The 26,231-nt window shown below is 39.6% G+C and carries 28 protein-coding genes and 1 pseudogene; 19 read left to right on the forward strand and 10 right to left on the reverse strand.

What is annotated here, in order from left to right; all coding sequences use genetic code 11:
- Nucleotides 1-192 precede the first annotated feature (192 nt).
- From F6K15_RS16285 to F6K15_RS16295, 3 genes are all read left to right on the forward strand, one after another.
- Nucleotides 193-1,725, forward strand: coding sequence for a hypothetical protein (locus tag F6K15_RS16285; protein ID WP_293062432.1), 1,533 nt, complete (start codon nucleotides 193-195; stop codon nucleotides 1,723-1,725).
- 287 nt (nucleotides 1,726-2,012) lie between these two features.
- On the forward strand, nucleotides 2,013-2,240 hold the full coding sequence (locus F6K15_RS16290) for a type II toxin-antitoxin system HicB family antitoxin (RefSeq protein WP_293062433.1): 228 nt from the start codon (nucleotides 2,013-2,015) through the stop codon (nucleotides 2,238-2,240).
- Nucleotides 2,233-2,460 (forward strand): type II toxin-antitoxin system HicA family toxin, encoded by a 228-nt coding sequence (locus tag F6K15_RS16295; protein ID WP_293062434.1) that lies wholly within the window; start codon nucleotides 2,233-2,235, stop codon nucleotides 2,458-2,460. Before F6K15_RS16290 ends, F6K15_RS16295 begins: the two co-directional genes overlap by 8 nt.
- Nucleotides 2,461-2,611: 151 nt before the next feature.
- On the opposite strand, the gene F6K15_RS16300 is transcribed toward F6K15_RS16295, so the two are convergent.
- Together F6K15_RS16300 and F6K15_RS16305 are read right to left on the reverse strand one after the other, a co-directional pair.
- Entirely contained in the window at nucleotides 2,612-2,887 is a 276-nt protein-coding gene (locus F6K15_RS16300; protein ID WP_293062435.1) for a DUF2442 domain-containing protein, read from the reverse strand.
- A complete protein-coding gene (locus tag F6K15_RS16305) occupies nucleotides 2,862-3,104 on the reverse strand; it encodes a DUF4160 domain-containing protein (RefSeq protein ID WP_293062437.1) in 243 nt (80 codons plus the stop codon). The genes F6K15_RS16300 and F6K15_RS16305 overlap by 26 nt, the downstream gene beginning before the upstream one ends.
- A 304-nt stretch (nucleotides 3,105-3,408) precedes the next feature.
- On the opposite strand from F6K15_RS16305, the gene F6K15_RS16310 reads away from it, so the two are divergent.
- Nucleotides 3,409-4,665 carry a flavin monoamine oxidase family protein gene (locus F6K15_RS16310; RefSeq protein ID WP_293062439.1) on the forward strand — a complete coding sequence of 419 codons (1,257 nt, stop codon included), beginning with the start codon at nucleotides 3,409-3,411 and terminating at the stop codon, nucleotides 4,663-4,665.
- A 1,091-nt stretch (nucleotides 4,666-5,756) separates the two neighbouring features.
- Here the strand turns inward: F6K15_RS16310 and F6K15_RS16315 are convergent.
- The 4 genes from F6K15_RS16315 to yqeK all read right to left on the reverse strand — a co-directional run bounded on the left by F6K15_RS16315 (nucleotide 5,757) and on the right by yqeK (nucleotide 9,005).
- Nucleotides 5,757-6,710: an asparaginase gene (locus F6K15_RS16315; RefSeq protein ID WP_293062441.1), complete on the reverse strand. Its 954-nt coding sequence runs from the start codon at nucleotides 6,708-6,710 to the stop codon at nucleotides 5,757-5,759.
- A gap of 551 nt (nucleotides 6,711-7,261) precedes the next feature.
- Nucleotides 7,262-7,762: a CGLD27 family protein gene (locus F6K15_RS16320; protein ID WP_293062443.1), complete on the reverse strand. Its 501-nt coding sequence runs from the start codon at nucleotides 7,760-7,762 to the stop codon at nucleotides 7,262-7,264.
- Between the two features lie 66 nt (nucleotides 7,763-7,828).
- Nucleotides 7,829-8,248 carry a ribosome silencing factor gene (gene rsfS, locus F6K15_RS16325; RefSeq protein ID WP_293062445.1) on the reverse strand — a complete coding sequence of 140 codons (420 nt, stop codon included), beginning with the start codon at nucleotides 8,246-8,248 and terminating at the stop codon, nucleotides 7,829-7,831.
- Between the two features lie 196 nt (nucleotides 8,249-8,444).
- On the reverse strand, nucleotides 8,445-9,005 hold the full coding sequence (gene yqeK, locus F6K15_RS16330; protein ID WP_363268092.1) for a bis(5'-nucleosyl)-tetraphosphatase (symmetrical) YqeK: 561 nt from the start codon (nucleotides 9,003-9,005) through the stop codon (nucleotides 8,445-8,447).
- Nucleotides 9,006-9,792: 787 nt separating this feature from the next.
- On the opposite strand from yqeK, the gene F6K15_RS16335 reads away from it, so the two are divergent.
- From F6K15_RS16335 to F6K15_RS16360, 6 genes and pseudogenes are all read left to right on the forward strand, one after another.
- The gene (locus F6K15_RS16335) at nucleotides 9,793-10,698 is read left to right on the forward strand and encodes an MBL fold metallo-hydrolase (RefSeq protein WP_293062447.1); all 906 of its coding nucleotides are present in this window, start codon (nucleotides 9,793-9,795) and stop codon (nucleotides 10,696-10,698) included.
- 619 nt (nucleotides 10,699-11,317) lie between these two features.
- Nucleotides 11,318-11,863, forward strand: coding sequence for a diheme cytochrome C (locus tag F6K15_RS16340; protein ID WP_293062449.1), 546 nt, complete (start codon nucleotides 11,318-11,320; stop codon nucleotides 11,861-11,863).
- A gap of 314 nt (nucleotides 11,864-12,177) precedes the next feature.
- Complete coding sequence (locus F6K15_RS16345; RefSeq protein ID WP_293062451.1) at nucleotides 12,178-13,326, forward strand: transposase; 1,149 nt, start codon at nucleotides 12,178-12,180, stop codon at nucleotides 13,324-13,326.
- A gap of 316 nt (nucleotides 13,327-13,642) precedes the next feature.
- The gene (gene secA, locus F6K15_RS16350) at nucleotides 13,643-16,453 is read left to right on the forward strand and encodes a preprotein translocase subunit SecA (protein ID WP_293062453.1); all 2,811 of its coding nucleotides are present in this window, start codon (nucleotides 13,643-13,645) and stop codon (nucleotides 16,451-16,453) included.
- Nucleotides 16,454-16,620: 167 nt separating this feature from the next.
- A pseudogene (locus F6K15_RS16355) lies at nucleotides 16,621-16,788 on the forward strand (DUF433 domain-containing protein); the annotation flags it as partial.
- A gap of 206 nt (nucleotides 16,789-16,994) precedes the next feature.
- Nucleotides 16,995-17,447: a hypothetical protein gene (locus F6K15_RS16360; RefSeq protein WP_293062455.1), complete on the forward strand. Its 453-nt coding sequence runs from the start codon at nucleotides 16,995-16,997 to the stop codon at nucleotides 17,445-17,447.
- An 85-nt stretch (nucleotides 17,448-17,532) separates the two neighbouring features.
- Here F6K15_RS16360 and F6K15_RS16365 read toward each other — a convergent pair whose 3' ends face one another.
- Nucleotides 17,533-17,706, reverse strand: coding sequence for a hypothetical protein (locus F6K15_RS16365; RefSeq protein WP_293062457.1), 174 nt, complete (start codon nucleotides 17,704-17,706; stop codon nucleotides 17,533-17,535).
- Between the two features lie 169 nt (nucleotides 17,707-17,875).
- Here F6K15_RS16365 and F6K15_RS16370 point away from each other — a divergent pair, with 169 nt between their 5' ends.
- The 3 genes from F6K15_RS16370 to F6K15_RS16380 all read left to right on the forward strand — a co-directional run bounded on the left by F6K15_RS16370 (nucleotide 17,876) and on the right by F6K15_RS16380 (nucleotide 19,018).
- On the forward strand, nucleotides 17,876-18,220 hold the full coding sequence (locus tag F6K15_RS16370; RefSeq protein ID WP_293062459.1) for a hypothetical protein: 345 nt from the start codon (nucleotides 17,876-17,878) through the stop codon (nucleotides 18,218-18,220).
- Between the two features lie 85 nt (nucleotides 18,221-18,305).
- On the forward strand, nucleotides 18,306-18,656 hold the full coding sequence (locus F6K15_RS16375) for a DUF433 domain-containing protein (RefSeq protein ID WP_293062461.1): 351 nt from the start codon (nucleotides 18,306-18,308) through the stop codon (nucleotides 18,654-18,656).
- A complete protein-coding gene (locus tag F6K15_RS16380) occupies nucleotides 18,653-19,018 on the forward strand; it encodes a DUF5615 family PIN-like protein (RefSeq protein ID WP_293062463.1) in 366 nt (121 codons plus the stop codon). The genes F6K15_RS16375 and F6K15_RS16380 overlap by 4 nt, the downstream gene beginning before the upstream one ends.
- Before the next feature lie 136 nt (nucleotides 19,019-19,154).
- Here the strand turns inward: F6K15_RS16380 and F6K15_RS16385 are convergent, their stop codons facing one another.
- A complete protein-coding gene (locus F6K15_RS16385; RefSeq protein ID WP_293062465.1) occupies nucleotides 19,155-19,472 on the reverse strand; it encodes a hypothetical protein in 318 nt (105 codons plus the stop codon).
- A gap of 363 nt (nucleotides 19,473-19,835) precedes the next feature.
- On the opposite strand from F6K15_RS16385, the gene F6K15_RS16390 reads away from it, so the two are divergent.
- The 5 genes from F6K15_RS16390 (at nucleotide 19,836) to F6K15_RS16410 (ending at nucleotide 25,150) form a co-directional block, all read left to right on the forward strand.
- Complete coding sequence (locus tag F6K15_RS16390; RefSeq protein WP_293062466.1) at nucleotides 19,836-20,681, forward strand: Uma2 family endonuclease; 846 nt, start codon at nucleotides 19,836-19,838, stop codon at nucleotides 20,679-20,681.
- Nucleotides 20,682-20,981: 300 nt separating this feature from the next.
- The gene (locus tag F6K15_RS16395; RefSeq protein WP_293062468.1) at nucleotides 20,982-21,707 is read left to right on the forward strand and encodes a hypothetical protein; all 726 of its coding nucleotides are present in this window, start codon (nucleotides 20,982-20,984) and stop codon (nucleotides 21,705-21,707) included.
- Nucleotides 21,708-22,067: 360 nt separating this feature from the next.
- Complete coding sequence (locus tag F6K15_RS16400) at nucleotides 22,068-23,153, forward strand: AAA family ATPase (protein WP_293062470.1); 1,086 nt, start codon at nucleotides 22,068-22,070, stop codon at nucleotides 23,151-23,153.
- 61 nt (nucleotides 23,154-23,214) lie between these two features.
- Nucleotides 23,215-23,832 (forward strand): Uma2 family endonuclease, encoded by a 618-nt coding sequence (locus F6K15_RS16405; protein WP_293062472.1) that lies wholly within the window; start codon nucleotides 23,215-23,217, stop codon nucleotides 23,830-23,832.
- Between the two features lie 13 nt (nucleotides 23,833-23,845).
- Entirely contained in the window at nucleotides 23,846-25,150 is a 1,305-nt protein-coding gene (locus tag F6K15_RS16410) for a VWA-like domain-containing protein (RefSeq protein WP_293062474.1), read from the forward strand.
- A 7-nt stretch (nucleotides 25,151-25,157) separates the two neighbouring features.
- On the opposite strand, the gene F6K15_RS16415 is transcribed toward F6K15_RS16410, so the two are convergent.
- Both F6K15_RS16415 and F6K15_RS16420 read right to left on the reverse strand, forming a co-directional pair.
- The gene (locus F6K15_RS16415) at nucleotides 25,158-25,385 is read right to left on the reverse strand and encodes a type II toxin-antitoxin system HicB family antitoxin (protein WP_293062476.1); all 228 of its coding nucleotides are present in this window, start codon (nucleotides 25,383-25,385) and stop codon (nucleotides 25,158-25,160) included.
- Entirely contained in the window at nucleotides 25,372-25,614 is a 243-nt protein-coding gene (locus tag F6K15_RS16420; RefSeq protein WP_293062478.1) for a type II toxin-antitoxin system HicA family toxin, read from the reverse strand. The genes F6K15_RS16415 and F6K15_RS16420 overlap by 14 nt, the downstream gene beginning before the upstream one ends.
- 44 nt (nucleotides 25,615-25,658) lie before the next feature.
- On the opposite strand from F6K15_RS16420, the gene F6K15_RS16425 reads away from it, so the two are divergent.
- On the forward strand, nucleotides 25,659-25,982 hold the full coding sequence (locus F6K15_RS16425) for a VWA-like domain-containing protein (RefSeq protein ID WP_293062480.1): 324 nt from the start codon (nucleotides 25,659-25,661) through the stop codon (nucleotides 25,980-25,982).
- Nucleotides 25,983-26,231: the final 249 nt, after the last annotated feature.

The raw sequence follows: 26,231 nt of genomic DNA on the forward strand, positions 1-26,231 counted from the left end.
GTATCAATATTGACTAAATACAATTCTACCTTTCAAATTTTGAGAAAATGTAGAGCAAAGGTTTCATCAATTACATCTAATAGTTTAGATTACCATAAATAAAAAGGAAAAATGCAAATAGAAGGCCAACAACTCAATATTCCAGAAACTTATGAAGAAATAGTAGAAATATTAGGCGATGAAACTGCTAAAATGTCACAGTTTATTGTACCAGTAGAAAAATTTGAACAGCAAATTGCTCAGATTGTAGCAGATATAAAAAGAAGTGGCTATCTGGTATTTTTTTATGGAATTTCTGGCATTGGCAAATCAGTGTTTTTGAGTTCTTTAGATTGGCGTAGTCATCTTCCTATTCGAGAGATAATTCATATTGATGCCAGTAATTATGGAGATATTAACAGACCAGAACTTAAACTCAAGCAGCTATGCGCAGAATTAAAGAAAATAACTCAAAAAGAAGAAAATTATTCTAGCTCAAATAAGCAAATAACTTGTGTAATTATTGATTACTTAGAAACTTTGGATGATGAAGACTCTAACTATATTAAATCTTTCTTCCGTGATTTAAACCCTTTGCTCAGAAGGAAACCAATTTTAGTAGTTTGGCCAGTTACAAACATGGAAGATATTGATAAAATGAGGGCAGTAGCTCTAACTGTTGCAAACACAATATTTCATCGTAGATTTCCATTTATAGAATTTACTGGTCCTGCTATCGAAAATTATCCGACTATAGCAAAAAATACAATTTCCGTTTTGAATAATGGCTTAAATTATGATGACTTTCAGTTATCTGACGATGACTTAAACAATATTAAAAATAAATATCAATCATACCAAGAAGGGAAGCGCACTATACGAGCATATTTGCGTGACATTAAAGAAAAATGGGAAAACAAAACAGGCCGCATTTCTAAAATAATGGCAACTATCCCTAGACCAACAGAAGTTTGGTTTGTAGTTTGTTATCCTGAATCTGAAGACGTGGTAGCTCAATTTGTAAGAAAATCTTACGATCATGTTGATGATAACTGGAATGTTATTCCTAGTAAATTATCGGAATACATCAAAAACAATACCGAAATGAAGGAATTATGGCCATCATCAGAAAAGCTTTTCTTAGCTCTAGGGGTATTAAAACCAAAGATTCTTTATTTGCCAACAAATACACTTGTAAGTTGTGTATCAGCTTATTCAAAGGATGCAGAAATTCCTATTGACCGGGAAAAATTTCAAAATTGGGGGGTTCCTAAAAAATGGTTTCAAAAATCAGAAGCAAAACGCACATTGAAGATATCTCCATTATATTTACAGTTAGCAAACTTGCAGCCAAGAGTTGGAAAGCGTAGAAGTGGAAAAGTACAGGAAGCCCTTGCAAAAGCAGCCCAAGTTTTTACACATATTAATCAATATATATCGAAAGAGGGAAGCGATCAACCTTTTAATAGAGCTTTAACATTAGCGCTAAATGATATCTTTGAAGATTGTTCTGAATTATCTTTCTCCTCTGAACAAAATCATCCTTTCTTAAAGACTAAAAGAACTGATATTTTAGTAAAAAACATTTCTAAAAATAAGGATATATGTATTGAAATTTATTATACAAATAAAACTCAAGATGGAGTTCTCGCTAGATACATTTTGACAAAATTAGAAAAATATTACAGAGCAGTTACATCTAATCAGAACAACCCTTTTATTCCTGGTTTCTCAGAACGTTATTAATCAAAGAAAAAGTAATCGTCTACGGGAGTCAAAAAACCAGATAATTTATAGCAGAATTTCCAGAATTACCAGGTTGTATTGCTGATGGAGAAACCTATCAGTCAGCACTGCAAAATGTAGAAATAATTATGCAAGAATGGATAGAAACTGCTCAAGAATTAGGACGAGAAATTCCTACACCAAAAATACGGTCAATATTGCCATAGATAAAACAGGCGATAGAACTCCGTTCCGCTATCGCGATCGCCTAAAATAAATTTGTACAGTTATTATTCAATACCAATAAAATGAAACAAACTAAACAACTAACAATAATTATTGAACGAGAAGGTGACGGATATGTATCCTTATGTCCAGAACTTGATATTGCTAGTCAAGGTGACACAGTAGAAGAAGCAAAATCTAATTTAATTGAAGCATTAGAACTTTTTTTTGAAACTGCCAATAATTCAGAAATTGAACGTCGCTTAAATAATGAAGTTTTTGTACAGCAAGTAGAGGTAAAAATTGGCTAAATTAAGAGTTTTATCGGCAAAGGAAGTTTGTAAAATTTTGGCAGAACATGGTTTTCTTGAAGTAAGAGTGCGGGGAAGTCATATTATGATGCAATTGCAAACCGAAGAATCAACTATTACTATTCCCATTCCTAACTACAAAGAATTAAAAATAGGTACTTTACAATCTATTATTCGTCAGTCGGGATTACCTCGTTCTTTATTTGAAGTTGATGAATAATTTAAAAGGATAAATAGAAATTGCTCAAAAGTTAGGAGGAGAAATTCCTGCATGAAAAATACAGTCAATATTGGTGTAGATAAGTAGGCGATCGCCCTCCTAATAACAAGAGCGATCGCCAGCATAACCAAACCAAAAATACCTGCTACTTTTACACCAACGAACGTACTTGACTACCAGGAGCGGGGGCACCTCTTAATAATCCTTCAGTGCTAATATCTTCGTCTATTTCTTCCCAATGAATACCATAACCACCACCACATATTTCCCATGCTTGTAGTTGTTCGGGAGTTGCTTTTAATAGACGAGGATACCAAGCTAAAGGAACAGTAATAGTACGTCCATCCATCAGTTCAACACTGAAAGTATCCTCTTGTATTTGTACATTTTTAACTCGCTCATCAGCTTGACGTGTTGAAATACTCATCCCATTTCTCCAAAAAATTTTGTTGATTAACTTCGACAATTGATTGAATTTTTCTTAACTCTTTAGGACTAAACCCAATATTCTTAGCTAGAGATACAGAAGATAACCAAAATTTGGCAGAAAGATTATCTCTATCAACATGAATATGTGGTGGTTCGTTTGGTTCGTGACTATAGAAGTAAAAGCGATATGCTTCAAACCTAAGAACAGTTGGCATCTTTTACTACTAAAATTTACTTTATTATATAGCATATATTATCAAGCTTTGCAAAATGTAGAAATAATTATGCAAGAATGGATAGAAACTGATCGAGAATTAGGGCGAGAAATTCCTAGACCAAAAAATCTGTTAATATTGACATAGATAAAACAAGCGATAGAACTCCGTTCCGCTTCGCGATCGCTTAGTCTTCCATTACTTATCAAGTTTTGTATAAATACCGTATAATTATTTATTAGCAGTGTATAACTAAAAATATCAAAAATGTTATATTGACTTAATCAAAGAATAACGATTTAATATGTTAAAAAACATATTATTAGACAGTAACTATATGTTGAAACTTAATCGCCGTAAATTTTTATTGCTTAGTGGCTTAACCTTTGTTGGTACAAAAGCGTGTACTCAAGTAAAATCCAGAAACTCAAGAACTCCAGGAGGATTAGAATCAGGTTTTCCCCCTCAAAAAGTAATAGTTGTAGGAGCAGGGGTGTCCGGTCTGGTAGCAGCATACGAACTGGCAGCAGTTGGTCATAAAGTGACAGTGTTAGAAGCACGCGATCGAGTAGGCGGTAGAGTTTTAACCCTGCGCGGTGATTTTAGTGAAGGACATTTTGTAGAAGCAGGAGCGGCAAGAATCCCTTCAACTCACGATCTTACCCTTGCCTATGTTCAACATTTTGGTCTAGAACTGAAGCCTTTTTATCCAAGAGAAGGGCTTTACATTAGGTTGAAAGATGGTAAACGTACTTTAGTTTCTAGTGATGACTTAACCAAAGCTTTATCACAAGTACCAATATTTGAAACTACTAAGATTAGCAAGGGTTCAGATATGTTGCCACAAGCTTTTGCTACAGCTCTAGCTGAAAAAATTAATCTTGGTGATGCGGTTACTCGCATTGAGCAAACATCTCTAGGTGTTCGGGTTTTTTGTAAATCTGGGCTAGAGTACAATGGAGATTTTGTGCTTTGTACTGTACCATTGCCAGTGCTAGGACAGATCGATTTTAATCCGCCACTGTCTCCTCTAAAACAGATTGCTTTTTCTGGGGGTTATAACTATCGCCCTTCTACTCGAATGTTTGTAGAATTTCCTGAACGTTTCTGGGAAACAGAAGGTTTAAATGGTTGGGGTTTTGTAAGCGATCGCCCTGAAGAACTGTGGCAGCCTACTTGGGATAGTCCAGGAAAAACAGGGATTTTGCATTCCTATCTAAAAGGGAAAATGGCTCTAGCGATGGATGCCCTTGACCCAGATGCTAGATTAGCTCAATTACTACAGCAATGGAAACAGATTATACCTGGGGTTACTAATTATCAGGTGAGTTCCATCAGTTATTCTTGGATGAACGATCCTTGGTCTAAGGGAGGTTGGGCATATCCTAGTAAATCCCAAGAGGAAAAATTATTTAATGAACTTAGTCGTAGTGAAGGACGAATTTATTTTGCTGGAGACCATACCTCTTTTACCAGAGGATGGTTACAGGGAGCATTAGAATCTGGACTGAGGGCTGCTAAACAGATTCATCGGGGAACATCAGAGCGCATATCTAGTTAAAGACTCACAAGCAAAAGCCTATTAAGTCAAACAAATTAGTGCAATTACTATCAAATATCATCTAGAAAATTAAGCTAATGCTACAACGAAATAATCCTCTACTGGAGTCAAGAAACAAGAGCATTTATAGCAAAAGTTCCAGAATTACCAGGTTGTATAGCTGATGGAGAAACCTATCAACAAGCACTGCAATTCAGGTAGAAATAATTATGCAAGAATGGATTGAAACTGCTCAAGAATTAGGACGATAAATTCCTACACCAAAAATACGATCAATATTGACATAGATAAAACAGGCGATAGAACTCCGTTCCGCTGTCGCGATCGCTACTTTCTTTATTACATTTTACTGAACCGTATTGTTTGATAAATAGGTTAGTTTAATTATTAGTTTCATTAGAAATTTTTGCTAACTTTTCTAAAAAATCATCACCTAATTTAGTTAGTTCACAATATTTAGTCAAGTCAATAAAATCTTGCCCGTAATTACTGTCTTTTTGTAAATCAGATATATACTTATATGATCTCTTAATATAGTATCGGTTGCAAAAAGAAACCTATAAAAGAAGAAGCAAGGTGAATTATAAAATTTACCTTGCCCTGTTTCAGATTATTAATTTTTATGGCGGGAGGCGGATTTGAACCACCGACCTTCGGGTTATGCTTACCACCACAGTTTTCACTGCCTTAATTCTCAACTCTGAGAATTAGTTTGTGGTCTGGACTGTCCCTTTACCCTCAGCTTCTATCAAACTAGAACCGCTAGGGTACTTGCCAACCAGTCTCTACACCTTCTCCTTTCATTTGGAGCTTGGCTCGGGATTACCCCGCTAACGGTTTCCCCGAATTTGACAAGTAATCACATACAAATTTCTTCGTATGCCGCCCCTTACAAGGTATAAATTCAAGCTTAGTGACTAGCGGTGTCTATTTCTGCTTGATTTGTTTGTCTTACCTTATAACTTGAGCCCGACGAGCTACCAGACTGCTCTATCCCGCGTCGTCTTTTATAAGTATAACCATAACCTCATAAAAATTGCAACCCCTTACTCAAAATATTTTCCAAATTTTTTTCAGGGCTGTCCAAACACCTATACCATACACATTTCTCCGATTACTTCCAAACGCTTGACATTACTGAGGGACATATAGTTTTCCCCTAGAGTTTCAGCAATAGTTGGACTTATCCAACCCATCTGAGTTAACAAATGAATAGCCACTGCATATTTTGCTCGTTTAGCACCATCATTAACCTTAATGGCCAAACCCATCCCTTCACCTACCCGACCAATACATTGCACTCCCTCAGCCCCAGACTTACTGACAAGTTCTCCTGCCGTCAAGCGCATCAACTCTGTATCAAAACTTCCTTCTCCCCCAACCATTTCTGGATGATAGGTCATCGCCCGGACAATTCGTTCTAGATCCAAACTATCACCAGAAGCTAGTTTGGCGTACAAAGTTGCCATTTGACTTAGTTGCAGCAGATAAGTTGGGGCACCACAGTCATCACGAGCGCCAATAAATTCTACTGCAGGCATTGCCAGTAACTCAGCGACTTTACTAATAATCAGCTGCTGAACTGGATGTTTCATTTGCAGGTAAGACTCCATCGGCCAATTTCTTTGTTGACAAACAGCTAACATACCTGCGTGCTTACCAGAACAATTATATTGCAAAGGACTATTTTTATCGGTAGGAGTTGGACATTGGAGCTTTGATGGGTCAATATCACAACGCCATAAAACGTTAAATACCTGTCTTGCCTGCTCTGTTGTACCTTGATGGGAACTACAGATAATGGCCAAGTCTAAGTCGGTTAAGTCATAACGTTCTAGAGTGCCTGTAGTAGTCACTGCTAAAGCTTGAAATGGTTTGAGAGCTGAACGAACAAATGTGGCAGTATCTGCATCTCCGGCCACGGACAAAACCCGACCTCTATGGTCGCACACAGTGGCCTGAACTTGGTGGACTGATTCAAGAATACCTTCTCGGAGTAGTCTTACTTCTAGTTGCGAAGTTTGTGTTCTTTTTCCCCTTGTCATTTTTATTTATTGTTGTGACGTTCTCCCTCGTTAAGCTAGGGCGATCAAGAGGGCTTCCCTCCCTCACGCAAAAGGGCTTCCTGCTTCTGCTGGTTGAGGATTCTCGCGCGCCTCCACAGGCAGCAACGATGAGACCCACCGCCGTTTTGTACTGTCCAGTTCTGTACTCACCGAGCTACCTTCTGTGATTTTACCGACAAATCGGAAATTACGCTTGACTTGTGAGTTGAACGGCTACTCCTGATGACACTAATTATAGCACAATTATTGTTACTTTGCTGTAGACTCGACCGCTTTTTTCTCCTTTAAAGGAGAGGCTTTAAACCTTAATTATTCGGTAATTACTTGACTACCTCAATCAAAATAACCAAAATTACTATAGCGTTTTCAAATGAGATGTCAAACAATAATTGGTTATTTACTAATAGTAAAAAGTCTGGCAAACCTTCTTACTTGTTGCCAGATGAGCTGTTGCCTAAAAGCGACCAGTTTTTTTTACGCAACTCAAATGAAATTACTATATAATTTTTTGTAACTATTTCTGGTGAATTTTAGATCGAAGCCCAGATTATTCCACCGAGACAAATTATTAACAGCAAACTATAAAAAGTTTTGTGTAATCTTTTGAGAAGTGGCTGAACTTGATAATTAACTATTAACTTATCCTTCGTAATTTCCTCTGATGTTTTCAGCCATGTTTGTCCATCATACCAACCCGACTCTTCATAAAAAACAGTGGTACTAGCAAGACGCGATCGTATATAATTCCAACCTAAATAAAGTCGCAATAATACCAAAATTAGAATTAAGCTTGCACCTGCTGACCCACTCAGTAAAAACTTCATTAAATATTTCTCTGGGGGAAAACTTGCTGCGGCCACTGGGCCTGATACTAACCAACTCCAGAGCCAAACCCAAACTAACTTCTTTATATACTGAAGTCTTTCTAATGTTACCCAACAAAATAACCAGGAATTTTTTAGTTCTTCGTATTCGTTGACTGGTTGTTGTTCTGGGGGAACTGGAGACCTAGATATTATCTGTCTAGTCATAAATCAATTTTTCCTCATATATATTTTATGCCAGTCAAATAAGTAGTTCATATTGACAGCCTGCTCCTAATTGAGTAATGATAAAATATCTATTTTTTCTGCATGACTCCAAAATGCTTCTAAATTGTAGAATTCTCGTTCTTCGGGCTTCAATATGTGGACTATGACATCACCATAATCCATTAAGATCCAAGAACTTTCCTTTTGGCCTTCTACCCCTAGAGGATAAAGTTCTCTATCTTGTTCTACCTTTTGGGCGATCGCCTGAGATATAGCTCTGACTTGAACATTGGAGTAACCTGTGATAATTACGAAGTAGTCTGCTAAATAAGATACTTCTGATACTTTAATCACAACAATGTTATCTCCTTTACGGTCTAATGCTGCGTTAACTATTGTCGATGTCAACTCTAAGGTTCCATCGGGTTCTGAATTGGTCTGACTTAATTCGGTTGACAAGGACTGAATATGGGGGTAATTCGACATTAAATTATCTGTTTCCTTTTCCTTAGTATGTATATATGTATTGTATTGGATCTTTCTGTTGACTGATTTTTAGCCTTTATATTAGTCATAATCTTGTTGATTTTATTGCTGCTTCATTTTTTGTTCATCCTCGGGGTTTTGGGCCTTTTTCAAGAACCAATTTCTAGTTAATATAATTTTTGGGTGAATCAAATAATTAGTCGCGAGCAAATGCTTTATAGTATAATCGTAGGTTAACCAAACTGTTTGGTAGAGATTTTCTTGGGCTTTGTTGTCTCAAATGCTGTAACTCTGGATTGTCACCTCTACCAGGCTCTAAAGTATCTGCGAGGAAAATTATGCAACTTAGCTGATTCATAGCTGGCTCTCCTAATGTATGATTAGCGATCGCTGCTAAAATCTCCTTATCCTTGATGCCAAACTCTTTTTTGGCCACAATTGCACTAACATTAGCATGAAGCAAATGAGGAGAGACTTCTGATACTAAATCTATTTCTAAACTCTCTGACTTAGCAATTTGTAATAATACTTGGGGAGAAAAATATTTAGCTAGATCGTGCATCAATGCTGCTAGTTGAGCTTTTTCCTGGTTTATAGCATAATAGTTTGCTAGCTCCTGTGCCATTTTTTCTACTCTAAGAATATGTTTGACCCTAGAGACTGGAACATGAACGGAAAGCCATGTTAATACTTTCTCTTTAAGTTGAACTAAATCTAATTTTTCCGATTTTGGAATTGGCAATTCCTCATATTTCATAAAAATTATTTTGAATTTACACTGATGATTTCGATAAGAGTTTGTGATTTTCTTAAAGTATAAATTGATAGGATTTTTACCAGATAGCTTCCGTTGAAAGCATAGGTGTTTTAACCGGGGTATGAAAACGAGCTAGTCGTTGAGACTAGACAACTTAGGATTGACTCAAAGGAATTTTTTTTCTTGTTTCTCCTTTAAATAAAAAAGAGGCTTTACAACTTAATTATTCGCTAAGTTTGACATAGGAATTGGTTGACTTGAAAAGTTATAATTTTTTGAATAAATATTGTCAGCATTCAGCTAGCTCACAATCAGCTTTTAGCTGTTTTATAAATAATGAATATACATTACTAAGGTCAAGGTTAGTTTTTTGCCAAGACTTTTAATTCTCTTTAAATCTCTCAATACTAATTCCTGCTATAAAGGCAATGAATTAATAGCTGAAGCGCTGAAGCGCTGACCGCTGTTTGCGTTTGCGTAGCATCCCGTAGGGAAGCATTCCGCAAGAAATGCTTACTAAATATTTATTTACTAACTCGCTATTTATAATAATAGTTTAGTTATACAAAGATTTTACAAGAGGCTAAGAGCTATCAAGATTTAACTATAACTTCTTTCAAATTAGACAATAAAAATTTATGATTTAAAGTTAAGCTTTCTATACCAAATTATCTTTTTCAAGATATACTAGCAATGATTAGTACCTGATTTTGCTAGAATAATCTCAATTGACAGTTAAGAATTTCTTAACAGATTCGTATTAACCGCAAGTCTGAAACACAGAAATATGCAGTCTTCAGATCCTTCAGCCCCAAGATCACAATCTGAGGAGATAGATACTCACTCAGCCTCCTTGCAAACCAAGTTTGTAGTTGAATTCTGGGGTGTACGAGGTAGTATACCTACCCCTGGTAGTAGCACAGTTCGCTATGGTGGTAATACCTCCTGTGTAGAAATGCGCTTAGGGGAAAAACGTTTGATTTTTGATGGAGGTACAGGTTTAAGAGTATTGGGTTTAAACCTAATGAAGCAAATGCCAGTGGAAGCTCATATATTCTTTAGTCATACTCACTGGGACCATATTCAAGGATTCCCATTTTTTGTTCCTGCATTTATGCCACTCAATAAGTTTCACATACATGGGGCCATAGCACCTGATGGGACTACAATTAAGGAATGTTTATCCGATCAGATGGTAAATCCTAACTTTCCTATTCCTTTACAGGTAATGGGTTCTGAGATGAAGTTTTATGACTTTAGCACTGGAGATGTAATTAGGATTGATGATATTGAGATTGAAACAGCTCCCCTAAATCATCCAAATTTTGCCATTGGATATAGAATTTGTTGGCAGGGTAAAACTGTAGTTTATTGTCCAGATACAGAACATTATGAAGATCGTTTTGATGAAAATGTACTTCATCTAGCTCGTAAAGCTGATTTACTTATTTATGATGCTACCTACACAAATGAAGAATACTATAATCCTGAATCTCCTAAAATTGGTTGGGGACATTCTACTTGGCAAGTAGGTGTGGAAATAGCAAAAAAAGCCGGAGTCAAACAAGTAGTTATGTTTCAACACGACCCTTCTCATCATGATAATTTATTGGATGAAGTTCAAGTTGCTCTCCAGTCAGTATTTCCCAATGGGTTAGTAGCAAAAGAAGGTATGACAATTCCGATTCTTTAAAAAGCGTTGAGCACCTCAGCAGTTCAGCGGTCAGCTTTGCGCGGAAAGCGGAGCATTCCGGAACGGAAAGGGAATGAACAACCCAAGCTTCTAGATACCATTATCTATGCACTACCTTTTTAGCCTGATAGCTGATAGCTAGTTAAACTAACAAAAAATAATGAAGTATCATAAACATTCAACACAAATATAGTCTTATGTAGTCATATATAGTCATATGGTCTCCAGAAATTGGGGCGACTATTGACATAATCTAACAATGTCTGTGATGATAGAAAATCAAATAGCCTCAAGAGTCAACGATCTGATTTTAATAGGGTGAAATTCCTGGACTCACACGCTACCTCTAGACACATCAGAACCTACGTCCAAGCCTCTGTATTATGACCAAGTAGAAATTGAATCAGGGAGATAATCAAATAAATGAGGAAAAGAAAAAGCAGCTCCCTTTTGCTTTTAGCTATGGGATAGAGGATCCAGTGCGCCCTTGCGGGTTCCCCGACAGTCACGCAACTGGCGTGGTGTTGTAGTTCACGAGTGTCAAGGTAAAAGCTGCAAAATAAGGATATGTCATATTTGACTATATTTTTATGAACTATTAACACTAGAGATTATATTCATGCCAATATCTAATCTCATACATAAAGGTAGACGACGACCATCTGTTTTTTTACTTTTACTACTTATATTTTTATGGAGTGCAAGTTGTGGTTTAGTTATGGCAAAAATTTCTACTGCAACAACTATTTCACAAATTGAGCCTCAACTAATGAGTAATGTTGATGTGGTTCCCAAACGTCACCAATTAGGACTGTCATTATATTTAGAGAATTGTACTACTTGTCATATTCCAGTACCACCTCAAGTCCTTCCCACAGAAAGTTGGAAAGTAATTCTAGAAGATTATCAACATTACGGTATACAACTCCCTACTCTTGTAGATCCACCTCGTCAACTTATTTGGAATTACCTACAAGTATCTTCTCGTGCCAAATCACAGCAAGAGGAAAGAATACCTTACAGAATTTCTAGTTCTCGTTATTTCAAAGCACTTCATCCCAGAGTAGAACTTCCTCAAAATGTGAATATTAAGGGTTGTGTTTCTTGTCATCCTAGCGCTACAAAATTTGACTTTCGGACTCTCAACTCAGAATGGCCTGAGTAAAGTCAAAAGTCAAAAGTCAGTAGGGGCGAATGGCCATTCGCCCCTACAGAAGTTAGAAGTCATATTTTAGGTATTTAAAACGTCTACTATACAGTAATTTTAGCTGATTAGGAGATGTCTAATTATCCGGATACTATAGCACTACGCAAATAGGTTAGGACATCTATAAAATCCTCAAAGTTAAGTCAGGGATGACTTTTAACTGACGAAGATGAGGTCCAAGCGATTTTAACCCCGCAGGTGTTACATGAGCCACGGGATTCCCATTCGTAGTGTCCTACTCAGCCATATAATATTGTTCTATAATATATCCCATGAGTAAATTAACCTTGACACTCAAGTTACCTTTTTATCGGCTCAACGCTTGCAAAGCTGCTGAGTTTGAGCGCCTGACTTTGCTCAATACTGAAGTAGCTAATACATTACTAAAAGTTGATACTTCAGAGCGTCGCAAGTATACGAGCAAGGATTTTCACCATGTTGAAATAGGTTCAATGTGGATTAATCAAACTATTCGTAATACTTGTGCTCAAACCAAGGTCAAGAAGTTTAAACGCTTACCAATAGAAGTTAATAATCAAGGATATAATGTCAGTCGTCAAGGTGATTTATTTACTATTTCTTTGAGTCTATATCGAGGTCAGAGAAAACGGATACCTCTAACAGTTCATTCAGCTTCACACCAAGAAACTTTAGAGAAGATTATTAATGGAGAAGCTTTCTTAGGTTCTCTGAAAATATCTAAGTCGAGAAAAGGTATTTGGTATGCCCTAATCTCCGTATCTATGGATGTTCCGGATGCTAGATTAGTGAATGATTGGATCGGAGTAGATAGAGGGCAAAATAATATTGCAGTTGCAGCATTACCTAATAGTTTTGGTAAGTTTTGGACTGGTAAACAAGTAAAAAGCTTAAGACGTAAATTTCAAAAATTACGCAAAGAACTTCAAGAAGCTAAGAAACTGATAAAAATTAAGGACATTGAAAGACGTGAACGTAGAATTATAACTCACATCAATCATGTCATTTCCAAGCAATTAGTAAAATTGGCATTAGACTATAAGATGGGATTGCGGTTTGAGGATTTGTCAGGTATTAGACAAAGCTCAAAGCAACGAAAAAAAACTAAGTCAGATGCTAGTAAAAACCGAGACTATTGGGCATTTTATCAGTTAGAGCTGTTTACCAGGTACAAAGCAGTAAAAGCAGGTGTACCAGTAGAGTCTGTACCAGCACCATATACTAGCAGGTCAGACCATCGTAACGGTGTGATAGGTAAGAGAGTTAAACATACTTTTATCGGGTATGACGGTTATCAGTGCAATGCTGATTGGAATGCTTCACAAAATATTGGTCAGTGGCTTGGTTTTTCTTGTCCAATGAATCTTAAGAAAGTTGTATCTGTAATGGGTATAGATGATTCAGAGGTAGGGGTCAATGACAGTCCCTCAACTGATGAGTAGTTTAAACAGGTGGATTTATCCCCTGTTTTTACAACCTTTAGAATCCAGGGGTTAAAGCCTCGTGGAGTGTCAACTAACACTCAAAAAAAATGTAGTTACGATAATTAATTATAAACTCAAAATTAAAAGTCAAAAATAATGGAAGTAGGGATGAGTTGAAAAATAATATAAAAGCTACTGGCACGAAATAAAATATAAAATAATTCATACCCATTTTTTAACAACCAAAAATATATTTTGACAAAATTTATAAAAAATGGTAGGCAAAATAACCATTTTGGCAATTAATCATTGGAATTTAACTTAAATAACAACTATGTTCAAAAAACTTCTCGGAGACCCCAACGCACGCAAACTCAAGAAATTTCAACCTTGGGTGACAGAGATTAATATTCTCGAAGAAGATATTCAACAACTTTCAGATGAAGAGCTAAGGGCTAAAACAGGAGAATTTAGACAAGCTCTAGAAAAAGCAACATCTAAGGAGGAAGAAAAAGAAATATTAGAAGAAATTCTACCGGAAGCTTTTGCAGTAGTCCGAGAAGCAGGAAAGCGAGTGCTGGGTATGCGACACTTTGATGTCCAACTTTTGGGGGGCATTATTTTGCATCAAGGCCAAATCGCAGAAATGAAAACAGGAGAGGGTAAAACTCTTGTATCGACCCTACCAGCATACTTAAATGGCCTAGCAGGTAAAGGCGTCCATGTAATTACGGTTAACGACTACTTAGCTAGACGAGATGCGGAATGGATGGGACAAGTGCATCGGTTTCTGGGTTTAACTGTGGGGTTAATTCAACAGGGAATGAATCCAGAAGAACGGAAAAGAAATTATGCTTGTGATATTACTTATGCTACTAACAGTGAAGTTGGATTTGACTACTTGCGCGATAATATGGCAACTAGCATGGATGAGGTAGTACAACGTCCATTTAATTTTTGCACTATTGACGAAGTTGACTCTGTATTAGTAGATGAAGCACGGACTCCTCTGATTATTTCTGGGCAGGTAGAAAGACCTAGTGAAAAGTATATTAGAGCAGCAGAAATTGCAGCAGCTTTGGATAAAGAAAAAGAACATTATGAAGTAGATGAAAAAGCTCGTAATGTGTTATTGAGCGATGAGGGTTTTGCTCAAGCAGAACAGTTATTGGGTGTACAAGATTTATATAACCCGGAAGATCCTTGGGCACATTTTGTATTTAATGCTTTGAAGGCAAAAGAATTATTTATCAAAGATGTTAACTATATTGTTCGTGATGAGGAAGTAGTTATTGTTGATGAATTTACGGGAAGAGTAATGCCAGGACGACGTTGGAGTGATGGTTTGCATCAGGCGATCGAGGCTAAAGAAAGGGTGGATATTCAGCCAGAAACTCAAACGTTGGCAACTATTACTTATCAAAATTTCTTCTTACTTTATCCGAAATTATCGGGGATGACGGGAACGGCAAAAACAGAAGAAACGGAATTTGAGAAGATTTATAATCTACAAGTGACTATTGTACCGACTAATAGACCAACTGGTAGAGCAGATTTATCAGATGTGGTTTATAAAACAGAAAATGGGAAATGGCAAGCGATCGCTAATGAATGTGCGGAAATGCACACAGCAGGTCGCCCAGTTTTGGTGGGTACAACCAGTGTGGAAAAATCAGAGTTACTTTCTAGGTTACTTGCTCAACTGAAAATTCCCCATCAGTTGCTGAATGCTAAACCAGAAAATGTGGAGCGAGAGTCAGAAATTGTGGCACAAGCAGGGGGTAAGGGTACAGTTACTATTGCTACTAATATGGCAGGTCGAGGTACTGATATTATTTTGGGTGGAAATGCTGAGTATATGGCAAGGTTGAAAGTACGGGAGTATCTGATGCCGAGGGTTGTTAAACCGGAAGAAGATGATGGTATGGGTATGATGCGGGTACCAGGTGCTAAAAAGCAAAATTCAGCTAAAGGTTTTGGCGAACAGAAGAAGGTGAAAACCTGGAAAGTGTCGCCAGAAATTTTTCCAGTTAAGTTGTCGCCACAAACTGAAAAGATGTTGAAGGATACAGTAAGTTTTGCTGTGCAAGAGTGGGGAGAGAGAGCGTTACCTGAGTTGGTGGTGGAAGATAAAGTGGCGATCGCTGCGGAAAAAGCTCCTACTCAAGACCCGGTAATTCAAAAGTTACGGGAGGTGTACAATTTGATTCGCAAAGAATATGAAGGTTATACGGAGAAGGAACATGATAATGTGATCAGTCTGGGTGGGTTGCACGTTATTGGTACTGAGCGTCACGAGTCAAGGCGTATTGATAATCAGTTGCGGGGTAGAGCAGGGCGACAAGGAGACCCTGGTTCGACTAGATTTTTCTTGAGTTTGGACGATAATTTATTACGGATTTTTGGTGGCGATCGTGTTGCTGGAATGATGCAAGCGTTTGGGGTTGAGGAAGATATGCCAATTGAATCTGGGTTATTGACTCGTTCGTTGGAAGGTGCTCAGAAGAAGGTGGAGACTTATTATTATGATATGCGGAAGCAGGTGTTTGAGTATGACGAGGTGATGAATAATCAACGTCGGGCAATTTATGCCGAACGCCGACGGGTATTGGAAGGTAGGGATTTGAAAGAGCAGGTGATTAAGTATGCGGAGCAAACTATGGATGATATTGTGGAAGCGTATATTAATCCTGAGTTGCCTTCGGAAGAGTGGGAGTTGGATAAGTTGGTAAGTAAGGTGAAGGAGTTTGTGTATTTGTTGGCAGATTTAACACCGGAACAGTTGTTTGATTTGTCGATGGATGATATTAAGACTTTTATGCACGAGCAGGTAAGGAATGCTTATGATATTAAGGAAGCGCAGGTTAATCAGATTCGTGGTGGTTTGATGCGAGATGCGGAAAGGTTCTTTATTTTGCAGCAAATTGATACTTTGTGGCGAGAGCATTTGCAGCAGATGGATGCGTTGCGGGAGTCGGTTGGTTTGCGGGGTTATGGGCAGAAAGATCCGTTGATTGAGTATAAGAGTGAGGGTTATGAGTTGTTTTTGGATATGATGACGGATATTCGTCGGAATGTGGTTTATTCTATGTTCCAGTTCCAGCCGCAACCTGCAGTGCAGACTACTGCGGCGGAGACGGTGTAGTTTTGATTAATGGATAATGGATAATGGATAATTGATAATTATTTGATTGCTAACTTTTGTACTAAATTGAAGACTTTTTGCATTCAAAAAGTTGGCTTGTTACTAAAAGTTTAAATTCTTAATCATTATCCATTATTAATTATCCATTACCAATTATAAAAAGAGCGATGCAAATCCAAGATTATTTCAATTTCCTAGCGCCTGATGATATCCGCATCAAAGGTAGTCGCATTGGTATAGAAAGTGTTCTCTATGAATACATTTATCGTGCTAAAACTCCTGAAGAAATTGCTGAACAATTTGAGACTATTACCCTGGAGGAAGCCTATGCCACAGGGAAGGAATATTCTCCCCTGTCCTCGTAGGAAAGGGGTTGGGGGAGAGGTCTTCCAGGAAAGAAGTGTAAGATGGGGAGGGAAGCGCGCATCGCATAAAAAAAAAATTATGAATTTGATAAAATATTTTTATAATTGCTGTGGTAATAAAATGAATAGTTAGATCGTTTTTGTAGTGTAGTTAAGTTTAATTTAGGAGCTAGGTAATGAAAAAGTTACTAAGCTGTGTTTTAGCCACTCTGTTATTGTGGGTAGGTCTTTGTGTTGCTACCCCAGCCTATGCAGGGGACATTGTTAAGGAAGGGCCTGCATTAGTGGGAGAGTTGGACAAAAGTGCGAATAATGAAGGAAATAATGAAAAATTGCAATTGGTTGAATTGTGTTTGCAATTGGGATTGTATGATAATAAAGAATTTATGGTAGGTGATAATACTACGGCGGGGGGAAAATATGGAAGTTTTGGAATTGATGTATATGGAGGTGATTTAGGAAATGGGGAATGGAAAAAATTTGGGGAAGTGATGGATAAGTGTGGGAAAATATATGGTGATAAAAATATAAAATGGGGATATACTGTGGATCAAAGGACTGGGAATTATAGTACTGGTGAATATATGGGATGGTGGGAAGTAATAAAGGTATACAATAAAAACTGGTAGGTGGGTTAAGGTTAACAAAGAAGGGTTTGATTGATACCTCCTCCATATCACATGATGATATTAGCATCCTCTACACTCCCTTTGTTTACCCCATCATCGCCGTCCCATTTGCTGTAATAAATGTATGAGCAGCCTTTGAGCCAAACCAACTTCCCAACGGGTCTACCTGGTACACCTCCTGATACCCCTCTAGGTCTAAGTTCAACTGTCCAGGATCCCCTTCCCTACCCCTTGGTTTGGCCTGAAAACCCTTAGTCATTTTGTCCAAAAAGCAATTCCCCCAATTACGGCGTGGAGTTGTTTTTTTCTTTTTAGGAGTATACCGCTTGCTTCAGTTATCAGTTATCAGTTATCAGTTATCAGTATCTCATTGTGTTATAATCATCAAAATTATATTGTAATTTATTTTCTATATCACAACAATCATAATGGTTTCATCTAAATTGCTTCAGCTAGAAAATGCTATTAATAACTTATCTTTGGAGGAGAAAATATGGCTAATGGAAAAAATCATAGCTCAAATGAAACAGCAAACAAAATCTGCTAATTATCAATCCCAACCCGATCTAGAATTTAGCCATCAAGATAGGAACTTAGAAACCGAACCTTTAATTGGTTTATTTGCTGCTTCCCCAGATTTAGCTACTAATTCTGAGGAAATTTTACAAGGAGAAATTAGAGAAAAATCAGGATGGTTTTATTCAGTTATCAGTTATCAGTTATCAGTTATCAGTACCTTGCAGCAGAATGTTTGGAAATTACGAAAGTCTTGACTTTGGATCGAAGAGACTTTCAGCTATTTCGACCTAAGCATTGTCAATTTTTTGAGATTATGCCGTAATTTTTTAATAAGCAATAATGCAAATTCAAGACTATTTCAATTTCCTAGCTCCTGATGATATCCGCATCAAAGGTAGCCGCATTGGTATCGAAAGTGTTCTCTATGAATACATTTATCGTGCTAAAACTCCCGAAGAAATTGCTGAACAATTTGAGACTATTACCCTGGAAGATGTCTACGCTACCATCCTCTACTATTTACACAATAAAGAGGAAGTCAGAACTTACTTAGCTGACTGGCTAGAATTTTGCCGCCAACAACGGGAAGAGCAAATGCGTAATCCTTCTCCTGCACGGCAGAGGTTTCGCCAATTAAAGGCAGAAGCAGATGTTCAGCAAGAGTATACTGAGTCAGGGAACACTGTATGACGATCCAATATTTGCTTGATGAACATATCGCCCCCCTCTACCGAACCCAACTGGTGCGCCAAGCGCCTGATCTTGTTGTCAGAATGATTGGCGATCCAGACGCTCCTCCCAGAGGAACTCTCGATCCAGAGATTTTAATTTGGTGTGAGACTCATAATTTCATCTTAGTGACAAACAATCGAAAATCTATGCCTAAACATCTGGCAGATCATCTGGCAGAAGGTCGCCACATACCGGGCATTTTTATCATTGATCCATCCAAAAATATTGGTGAAATTCTCACAGAGTTAATTCTTATTGCGGGTGCTTCCTTTTTCAATGAATATCAAGATCGGTTTGAATACTTACCATTGAGTAAATAAGTGGTGCGTGACGGGAAGTAGGGTTCAACTGTCTTGAATAAAAGGCGATTTTGCATCCGCAACGCTGCGCGGTCGCTCTTAAAATCTCGTTTGTTTGGGAAGAGGCGATCGCTCTTGTTTAAGAGAGGTACAATTTTCATAGTTCCCATGTAATTATTTTCTCCATCTGCTCTTCTCGTTCGGTTCTAACTTCCGCAACCAGATCGCCCGAATAGATGCCACGAGTTTGTTCGATTTCTGCTCGGAGAGAATTTAAACGTTCTAAAGCTTTTTGAGATTGGCGATCGCCTTCACCAGAGATTCTATCGCTTCTTTGTTTAAGAGTTTCTAATCCCAGACGCACTACTTCCACAGCTACTTCAGAGAGTGTCAGATGTTTTTGAGTAGCTAATTGAAGTAGGGAGTCGTACTGTTCTGGTTCTAAAACCAGTGGGGGATATGGATATTTTGTCATATTATTCTCTGAACATAAATGTTTTGGGAATGCTTCCTATTGTATCATTATTTTGAGTAAATGGAGAAACCCTCACTCATCTGCTTTATTTTTGTAGGGCGATCGCTTTCAGCCAAAATATAATGCTGACTTTAGATTGATCAGGACTTACGCACGGAAACTAAATCAATGCTATTGAGGGCGAATGCCATTCGCCCCTACATCTGACGTTTTCAAGGTGAATTTGCGTAAGTCCTGTACATCAAAAATTTTCAACTCTGTTCGCATTTATCAAGCATAGTGTGTTATTATGTAATCATGGGAAAAAGTACGCGCAGATAGAGTAGCTTTTCAAACTATAAAAACTATGTCGAGAGCAATAATATGACAAATATATCCGTTCAAAATGAACCACAACTGCCAGCAAAGGAAACTTTGCCTACCATGTACGACTTACCAAGCGAAAATCCGGAGGAACCTGGTTTGCCAGACGAATTTCATGACTTTCAACCTGAACTTTTGCGCGAAACTTTCCAACCGCGCAACTGGTATCCCGATAAATTGTTTTGTGGCACCGATATGAATCTTTATTACGATGTCAAACATCCTAAATGGTACAAACGCCCAGACTGGTTTGCAGTTGTGGGAGTGCCAAGGTGGTATCAAGAACGGGATATGCGCTTGAGTTATGTAGTTTGGGACGAAAAAATTAACCCGTTGGTAGTAGTCGAGTTATTATCTCCGGGTACAGAAGATGAAGACTTAGGAGAGACACTAGGAGAACCGGGAAAACCTCCTACTAAGTGGGAAGTTTGCGAGAGTATTCTGAAAATTCCTTATTATTTTACCTTCAGTCGCTATACTGATGAAATGCAGGCGTTTCATTTAGTAGGCGATCGCTACCAAAGAGCAGAGTTAAGTGAGGAACGTTTGTTGCTTCCGGAGGTAGAACTCAGTCTGGGTTTGTGGCAGGGAAGTTACAAGGAGAGAGATAGACTCTGGTTGCGGTGGATGACCCCAGAAGGAGATTTGATACCGACTCCTGAAGAGAAAGCCAAACAGGAGGCAGCAGCAGCTAAAGAGGAGGCCACAGTAGCTAAACAACGAGCTGCCAATGCCGAACAAGAGGTAGCAGCAGTTAAAGAAGAGTTAGCAGCAGCCAAAAAACAAAGCGATCGCTTACTAGCGAAACTGCGAGAGTTGGGTATCATTCCTGACGATTTCAGTTAAATAGTTTTAATTTTTTGTAGGTTGGGTGAGGTAGTACCCTACTCAACCTCAAATTAGGAATATTCATTAATTCATAATTGATAATTACCTCTGGTTAAAACCTTTACGGAATTGAATATCAGGAAATATTATTTCTTCTCTTGGTCTCATGGATATGGCGAGGAGACCCGCTCTTATCAGAGCCGCTCCGAATGGCACCATCCCTCGACCGCTTTTTTCCTTCCCCTTAAAAGGAGAGGTTTTAAACCAGCTGTGATTTCTGTTGTCATCAAATGTTAGCTAAAGAAGGTTGTTTATCTTATGTCCATCACATCACGAAGTTTGCAAAAGCTCCTCCGGGAAAATATTTCGGGGGAAAAACCCCTCAGCGTTGACCCCGAACAGGCAAAAAAACTGGTGGAAGACTTGTTGGCGCGAGTTGAGCCTCTCGCTGGCGCAAAGCGGAATGATAACTGTTACCATTACAATAATATTCTATCCGGACCAAACGGAGACCAGCCCCCCATCAACACCCTCTGTTGTTGTATTCTCCTCGAAGAATCAAGCGATCGCTGGTATCGAAATGAGACCCATTTACATTTGTTCAGGACTCCGGAGCAACAGCTCTGGGTAGAGTTAAATAGCAAGCGATCGCCCGCCCCCGTTTCAGACATTGATGAGGTAGTTGCCCTGGTTAAAGCATTTTTGAAGCGGGTTGATCAGCAAAAAGCCCAGGCTGCCAAGCGCCAAAAACAGAAAGACTTGAAAGTGCAAGCTATCTTGGCTCAGGTGCGTAAAATAGCCAAGGAAGATGGATTTGATTTTGCTACCGAAGTCGATACTATTAAGCTCAAGCTGATTATTCGTCTGTCTGACAACGACTACTTTGCTATTTTGATTCCCTTTAACCAGTTCAAGGAGGTGCTACCCAAATTGCGCACTGCAATTCAGGCTCTCCGCGAGACTTATAACAGCGGCGTTCGCTTCAAAACCCATCTCAAGCGTGGTTATCGCCGTTCTGAATGGATTCGTCATCAGGATTTGTAGTTATATCAATGAACAATTAATATCATGTTCGGTTGAATACTTATAAATAACTGTTGTGAGGAGTCAGGAGTCAACCCACCCCTAACCCCTCCCAGGAGGGGAAGTCAGGAGTCAGGAGGGAAGAAAGGAGAAAAAGAGGAAATATTGGGTAATAGTATTGATAATTTCAGTATTTCTTTGGTACAGTCGGTATTGTCAGTCCTTAAATTTTATTTATAACTGATTATCCGAACATGATATAACAATGTACAATGAACAATTGGATGGCTAGCAAGCGATGAAGCTTGCATTTTTAAATCACCAAGTATTAGTTGTTAATTGTTAATTATTAATTATTAATTATTAATTATTAATTATTAAATGATTCGTATTGATGCCCGCGAACTCTATCAAGTTCTGGAACTGACCCCACCGGAGCAAAATATCCTCCTGGTGGGCAAGCATGGTATTGGCAAATCAGAAATTATTAGCCATTTCTATCGTCAGCGCCAGAACCTGTCCGTAATCCCCTTCTTTTTGGGTCAGATGAGCGATCCAGGGGATTTGATTGGCTTGTTGCATAAAGATGAGACAACAGGTCGTTCGGTGTTTTTACCCCCTTACTGGTGGCCTGACCCCGATCGCCCGGTGGTGCTTTTTCTGGACGAACTTAACCGGGCTCGCCCCGAAATTTTGCAGGCGGTTCAAGACCTGACCCTCAACAAAACCTTGGCTGGTAAACCCCTCCCCCCTGGCAGTATTGTCATTGCGGCAGTGAATGCGGGGGAAGAATATCAACTGACGGAACTCGATCCGGCTCTGGTGTCGCGGTTCAATCTCTACGAGTTTGTGCCGACGGTGGAAGATTGGCTGCTCTGGGCGTCCGGGCAGGATATCGATTCACGGGTGCTGACATTTATTCAACAGCATCCGGAGTATCTTGATGGTGACAACCCGGATGCGGATGCGGCGATCGCCACCGCTGGCCTGATCAAAACTCCCGATCGCCGTGCTTGGGCTAAAGTATCGGATTTTGTTCACAACCATACAAAGCTGGAAGAGATTCACTTCAAACTGATTGCTGGCATGGTGGGGAGTAGGGCTAGTATAGCTTTTCGCCAAAGCCTCGCTACCCAACGGGGTCTGGGCCCGGAGCAACTACTGTTGCAATATTCTAAGTATTCCAGACAGCTCAAAGACATGGAAATTCAGGACTTTGCCAGTTTGAACGAACGGGTATTACTCTGGCTGAATACCGGGCATTGCCCCGAAACAAAAGCAGATAATGCCCGCAAAAATCTGTTAAAATATCTCCAGTATCTCCGTAAGGCTAAACAACAGGAGGCGATCGCTCATTTTTCCTCTCTGGTTCAAAGCCCCAAATTTAGCGATGCTATGGGCTTTGTCGCTGAATCTATGGATCTGATTGATTTCTTGTCGGAGTATTTGGAGGCGATCAAGGTATGAACCCAAATCCTTCTCTATTCCCCAAACCCTTTCTTGTCTTAATCTCTCGTACTGAATAACTATGATTGCAACTTTAACAACACCCGTATCATTCGATGAATTTGTTGACTGGTATCCGGAAAACTCGACCGATAAATACGAACTACATAATGGAGCAATTGTCAAAATACCTTTAGGAACTGGAGAACATTCTGCCATTATCGGTTTTTTAATCGGAAAACTGGGAATTCACATCAAGCGTTACGAATTACCTTTCGCAATTCCGGGCGATTGCTTGCTGAAACCGATCCATGACGAATCCGGTTACCAACCTGACATTATTGTCCTCAATAAAGCGCAACTGGCTAAGGAACCCCGTTGGCAGAAAGAATCGATTATTAAGGGAAATTCTGTGGGACTGGCGATAGAGGTTGTCAGTACAAACTGGCAAGATGATTATCTGATGAAGGCCGGGGAATACGAACAAATGGGTATATCCGAATACTGGATTGTGGATTATCTCGGTTTAGGCGGTCGGCGGTTTATAGGCAATCCCAAACAACCGACTCTCTCTGTTTACCAACTGGTGGATGGGGAGTATCAGGTAGCGCTGTTTACCGGAAACGAGAGGATTGAGTCTTTGGCTTTCCCGGAATTGCAACTGAGCGCCGCAGAGATTTTTGCAGCAAAAACTATATGAGACAGGTTGCGATATGAAAATAAAACCGATCGCCCGTCACCGTATTGCTCGGATTGTGGAAAAGTGGCTGCTGGTTGAGCCACTGTTACTGGCCACCTGGACTAGTCACGCCTTAGTCTCTGAGCCACGCATTCAAACCATTCGCGTTCAACGAGGCCGGATTGAGTACAATCCGGATTTTATTGAGCAGTTGAGCGATCGCCACCTGAAAGCCACCCTGCGCTTTGAAGCTCTACGGATTCTTCTGAAACACCCCTACAGTCGCCGCCAAGCTCACTCCGCGATTAGCTATGCTGCCAGCAATTTAACGCTCCAGGAATATTTGCAAACCGAACTGCCGTTTCCTCGGGCGCGGGATGTCTTTGGCGATCGCAGCTATGACCAACAATTCTTCGAGTTTTACTACCACAAATTGCTTGACCAACAGTCCCCCAGTCCGGAGGAAGCAGTCTCTGGAGAATCGGGAGCAGGGAAGGGGGGAACTGATGTCGCACCTGGGTCTGGAACGTCTGGTTCTGATCAATCTGAATCATTTGAAGCCGAATTGGCAGATGAATCTGAGCCGACTTCAGACCCCAGCGAACGCCCCCCAAATCTCCTCTCGGTCTATACCGATCCAACCCTTAGCGGTGTTGAAAATACTAACCAGTGGGATCGAGATGAATTGTTGAGCGATCGCTTGGATGAGCTGGTGAAAATGGCTCAAGCGAATGACAGTTGGGGCAGCATTGGGGGCAAGTTACGGGAACAGATTTTGGCGAATCTGCACCCCAAGCTGGACTATCGGGCGGTTTTGCGGAAGTTTCGCACGTCTATCCTCAGCCAACAGCGGCGGCTAACCCGGATGAAACCGAATCGCCGTTATGGGTTTGCTTATATGGGCAGTCGTCGTGACTTTACCACCCGTTTGCTCTTTGCCATTGATGTGAGTGGCTCGATGGGAACGGAGGAGCTACGGCAGGGGTTTTCAGTGGTGAATCGCTTTTTTAATTATGGTGTGCCTGCGATCGATGTGATTCAATTTGATGCTGAGATTACAACCGATGTGATGACGTTCCGTCTTGCCCAGCGGGAGATTCAGTTAACGGGACGAGGTGGGACGAATTTTGACCCGGTTTTGGCGTATCTGGAGGAACATCAGGATTATGATGGTCTGATTATTTATACTGATGGTTATGCTCCTTGCCCCCCACCGCCCCAGAATCGACGTACTCGTATTCTCTGGTTGTTTGTGAGCGAGGGGCATTACCGGAGTTGTTATCCGAAGCTACAGCATCTGGGGCAGGGGGCCTATCTGAAAGCTAATGCTACACAATGAGAGCCTGCTAGTGTTTGACAACACTTTTCAGCGTACTGGGTTGAGGAATCGATTCTCCTTCAACCTCCCATGCTTCCAAATACATATCAATAACTTCTTCCCCATTCTGAATCGCTTCCCCGCGTGTTTTCCCATGAGCGCAAGGCATAACAACGCGATCGGAAAACTCTGGAATCGTCACTAAAAAAAGCCGATCCTCCTCAGACCATTGAACGAGCATACTATATTGAATCATCTTGTTTGTTCTCCTGTTGTGTTTCGATTTCAGCTAATTCAGCTAATAACTGTGTTAGTTGTTTTTCTAAATAAGGGGGAACATCTCCACCATCTTTCCCAGGAATCGTTAAAGTTTTTTTGAGTAAAGGATGTTTCCATCGTTCGTGACTCCCTTTACCGCGTTTGGGCAAATAGACAAAGCCTTCACGAGCAATTTGTGCTTTTAGCTCCCTAATTTTTCTTGGCATTGGTATTTACAGATCGCAAATCCTCATTTCCTTCCTTATCATAAATGTATCCTATTGATGCTGAGATTACAACTGACGTGATGACTTTCCGCCGAGCCCAGAGGGAAGTTCAGTTAACGGGACGGGGCGGGACAGATTTTAGCCCGGTTTTGGCGTATCTGGAGGAACATCGGGATTATGATGGTCTGATTATTTACACTGATGGTTATGCTCCTTGCCCCGCACCGCCCCAGAATCGGCGTACTCGTATTATGTGGTTGTTTGTGAGCGAGGCGCATTATCGGAGTTGTTATCCCAAGCTACAGCATCTGGGACAAGGGGCTTATCTTAAATGTTCCGGCAGAGAGATGCCCAATCCAGTCATCTGAAGTTTGTAGATTTTTGTAACGATTGTGGATTTGAGGTACGATCAACAATTCTTTGAGTTATACTACTATCGGTTGCTTGAGCAACAGTCCCCCACGGGGCAAACCCCCAGTCCTGCTTCTGAAACCCTAAACGTTCGATTCCCAGTAGCAAGTTGAGAGACTGGCTAAGTAGCACCCTCTTTCAGCGGATGCACAGAGCAGGTATTTGACATTTCCAAAAGATGAGGATCTTAAATATGCCACAGATTT

The organism is Okeania sp. SIO2B3, assembly GCF_010672525.1.
GTDB lineage: Bacteria > Cyanobacteriota > Cyanobacteriia > Cyanobacteriales > Microcoleaceae > Okeania.

Excerpts from the sequence above, each read along its gene's own strand:
- F6K15_RS16285 (WP_293062432.1), top strand. The coding sequence starts at position 193 with ATGTCACAGTTTATTGTACCAGTAGAAAAATTTGAACAGCAAATTGCT.
- F6K15_RS16290 (WP_293062433.1), top strand. The coding sequence starts at position 2,013 with ATGAAACAAACTAAACAACTAACAATAATTATTGAACGAGAAGGTGAC.
- F6K15_RS16300 (WP_293062435.1), bottom strand. The coding sequence starts at position 2,887 with ATGAGTATTTCAACACGTCAAGCTGATGAGCGAGTTAAAAATGTACAA.
- F6K15_RS16305 (WP_293062437.1), bottom strand. The coding sequence starts at position 3,104 with ATGCCAACTGTTCTTAGGTTTGAAGCATATCGCTTTTACTTCTATAGT.
- F6K15_RS16310 (WP_293062439.1), top strand. The coding sequence starts at position 3,409 with ATGTTAAAAAACATATTATTAGACAGTAACTATATGTTGAAACTTAAT.
- F6K15_RS16315 (WP_293062441.1), bottom strand. The coding sequence starts at position 6,710 with ATGACAAGGGGAAAAAGAACACAAACTTCGCAACTAGAAGTAAGACTA.
- F6K15_RS16320 (WP_293062443.1), bottom strand. The coding sequence starts at position 7,762 with ATGACTAGACAGATAATATCTAGGTCTCCAGTTCCCCCAGAACAACAA.
- rsfS (WP_293062445.1), bottom strand. The coding sequence starts at position 8,248 with ATGTCGAATTACCCCCATATTCAGTCCTTGTCAACCGAATTAAGTCAG.
- yqeK (WP_363268092.1), bottom strand. The coding sequence starts at position 9,005 with ATGAAATATGAGGAATTGCCAATTCCAAAATCGGAAAAATTAGATTTA.
- F6K15_RS16335 (WP_293062447.1), top strand. The coding sequence starts at position 9,793 with ATGCAGTCTTCAGATCCTTCAGCCCCAAGATCACAATCTGAGGAGATA.
- F6K15_RS16340 (WP_293062449.1), top strand. The coding sequence starts at position 11,318 with ATGCCAATATCTAATCTCATACATAAAGGTAGACGACGACCATCTGTT.
- F6K15_RS16345 (WP_293062451.1), top strand. The coding sequence starts at position 12,178 with ATGAGTAAATTAACCTTGACACTCAAGTTACCTTTTTATCGGCTCAAC.
- secA (WP_293062453.1), top strand. The coding sequence starts at position 13,643 with ATGTTCAAAAAACTTCTCGGAGACCCCAACGCACGCAAACTCAAGAAA.
- F6K15_RS16360 (WP_293062455.1), top strand. The coding sequence starts at position 16,995 with ATGAAAAAGTTACTAAGCTGTGTTTTAGCCACTCTGTTATTGTGGGTA.
- F6K15_RS16365 (WP_293062457.1), bottom strand. The coding sequence starts at position 17,706 with ATGACTAAGGGTTTTCAGGCCAAACCAAGGGGTAGGGAAGGGGATCCT.
- F6K15_RS16370 (WP_293062459.1), top strand. The coding sequence starts at position 17,876 with ATGGTTTCATCTAAATTGCTTCAGCTAGAAAATGCTATTAATAACTTA.
- F6K15_RS16375 (WP_293062461.1), top strand. The coding sequence starts at position 18,306 with ATGCAAATTCAAGACTATTTCAATTTCCTAGCTCCTGATGATATCCGC.
- F6K15_RS16380 (WP_293062463.1), top strand. The coding sequence starts at position 18,653 with ATGACGATCCAATATTTGCTTGATGAACATATCGCCCCCCTCTACCGA.
- F6K15_RS16385 (WP_293062465.1), bottom strand. The coding sequence starts at position 19,472 with ATGACAAAATATCCATATCCCCCACTGGTTTTAGAACCAGAACAGTAC.
- F6K15_RS16390 (WP_293062466.1), top strand. The coding sequence starts at position 19,836 with ATGACAAATATATCCGTTCAAAATGAACCACAACTGCCAGCAAAGGAA.
- F6K15_RS16395 (WP_293062468.1), top strand. The coding sequence starts at position 20,982 with ATGTCCATCACATCACGAAGTTTGCAAAAGCTCCTCCGGGAAAATATT.
- F6K15_RS16400 (WP_293062470.1), top strand. The coding sequence starts at position 22,068 with ATGATTCGTATTGATGCCCGCGAACTCTATCAAGTTCTGGAACTGACC.
- F6K15_RS16405 (WP_293062472.1), top strand. The coding sequence starts at position 23,215 with ATGATTGCAACTTTAACAACACCCGTATCATTCGATGAATTTGTTGAC.
- F6K15_RS16410 (WP_293062474.1), top strand. The coding sequence starts at position 23,846 with ATGAAAATAAAACCGATCGCCCGTCACCGTATTGCTCGGATTGTGGAA.
- F6K15_RS16415 (WP_293062476.1), bottom strand. The coding sequence starts at position 25,385 with ATGATTCAATATAGTATGCTCGTTCAATGGTCTGAGGAGGATCGGCTT.
- F6K15_RS16420 (WP_293062478.1), bottom strand. The coding sequence starts at position 25,614 with ATGCCAAGAAAAATTAGGGAGCTAAAAGCACAAATTGCTCGTGAAGGC.
- F6K15_RS16425 (WP_293062480.1), top strand. The coding sequence starts at position 25,659 with ATGTATCCTATTGATGCTGAGATTACAACTGACGTGATGACTTTCCGC.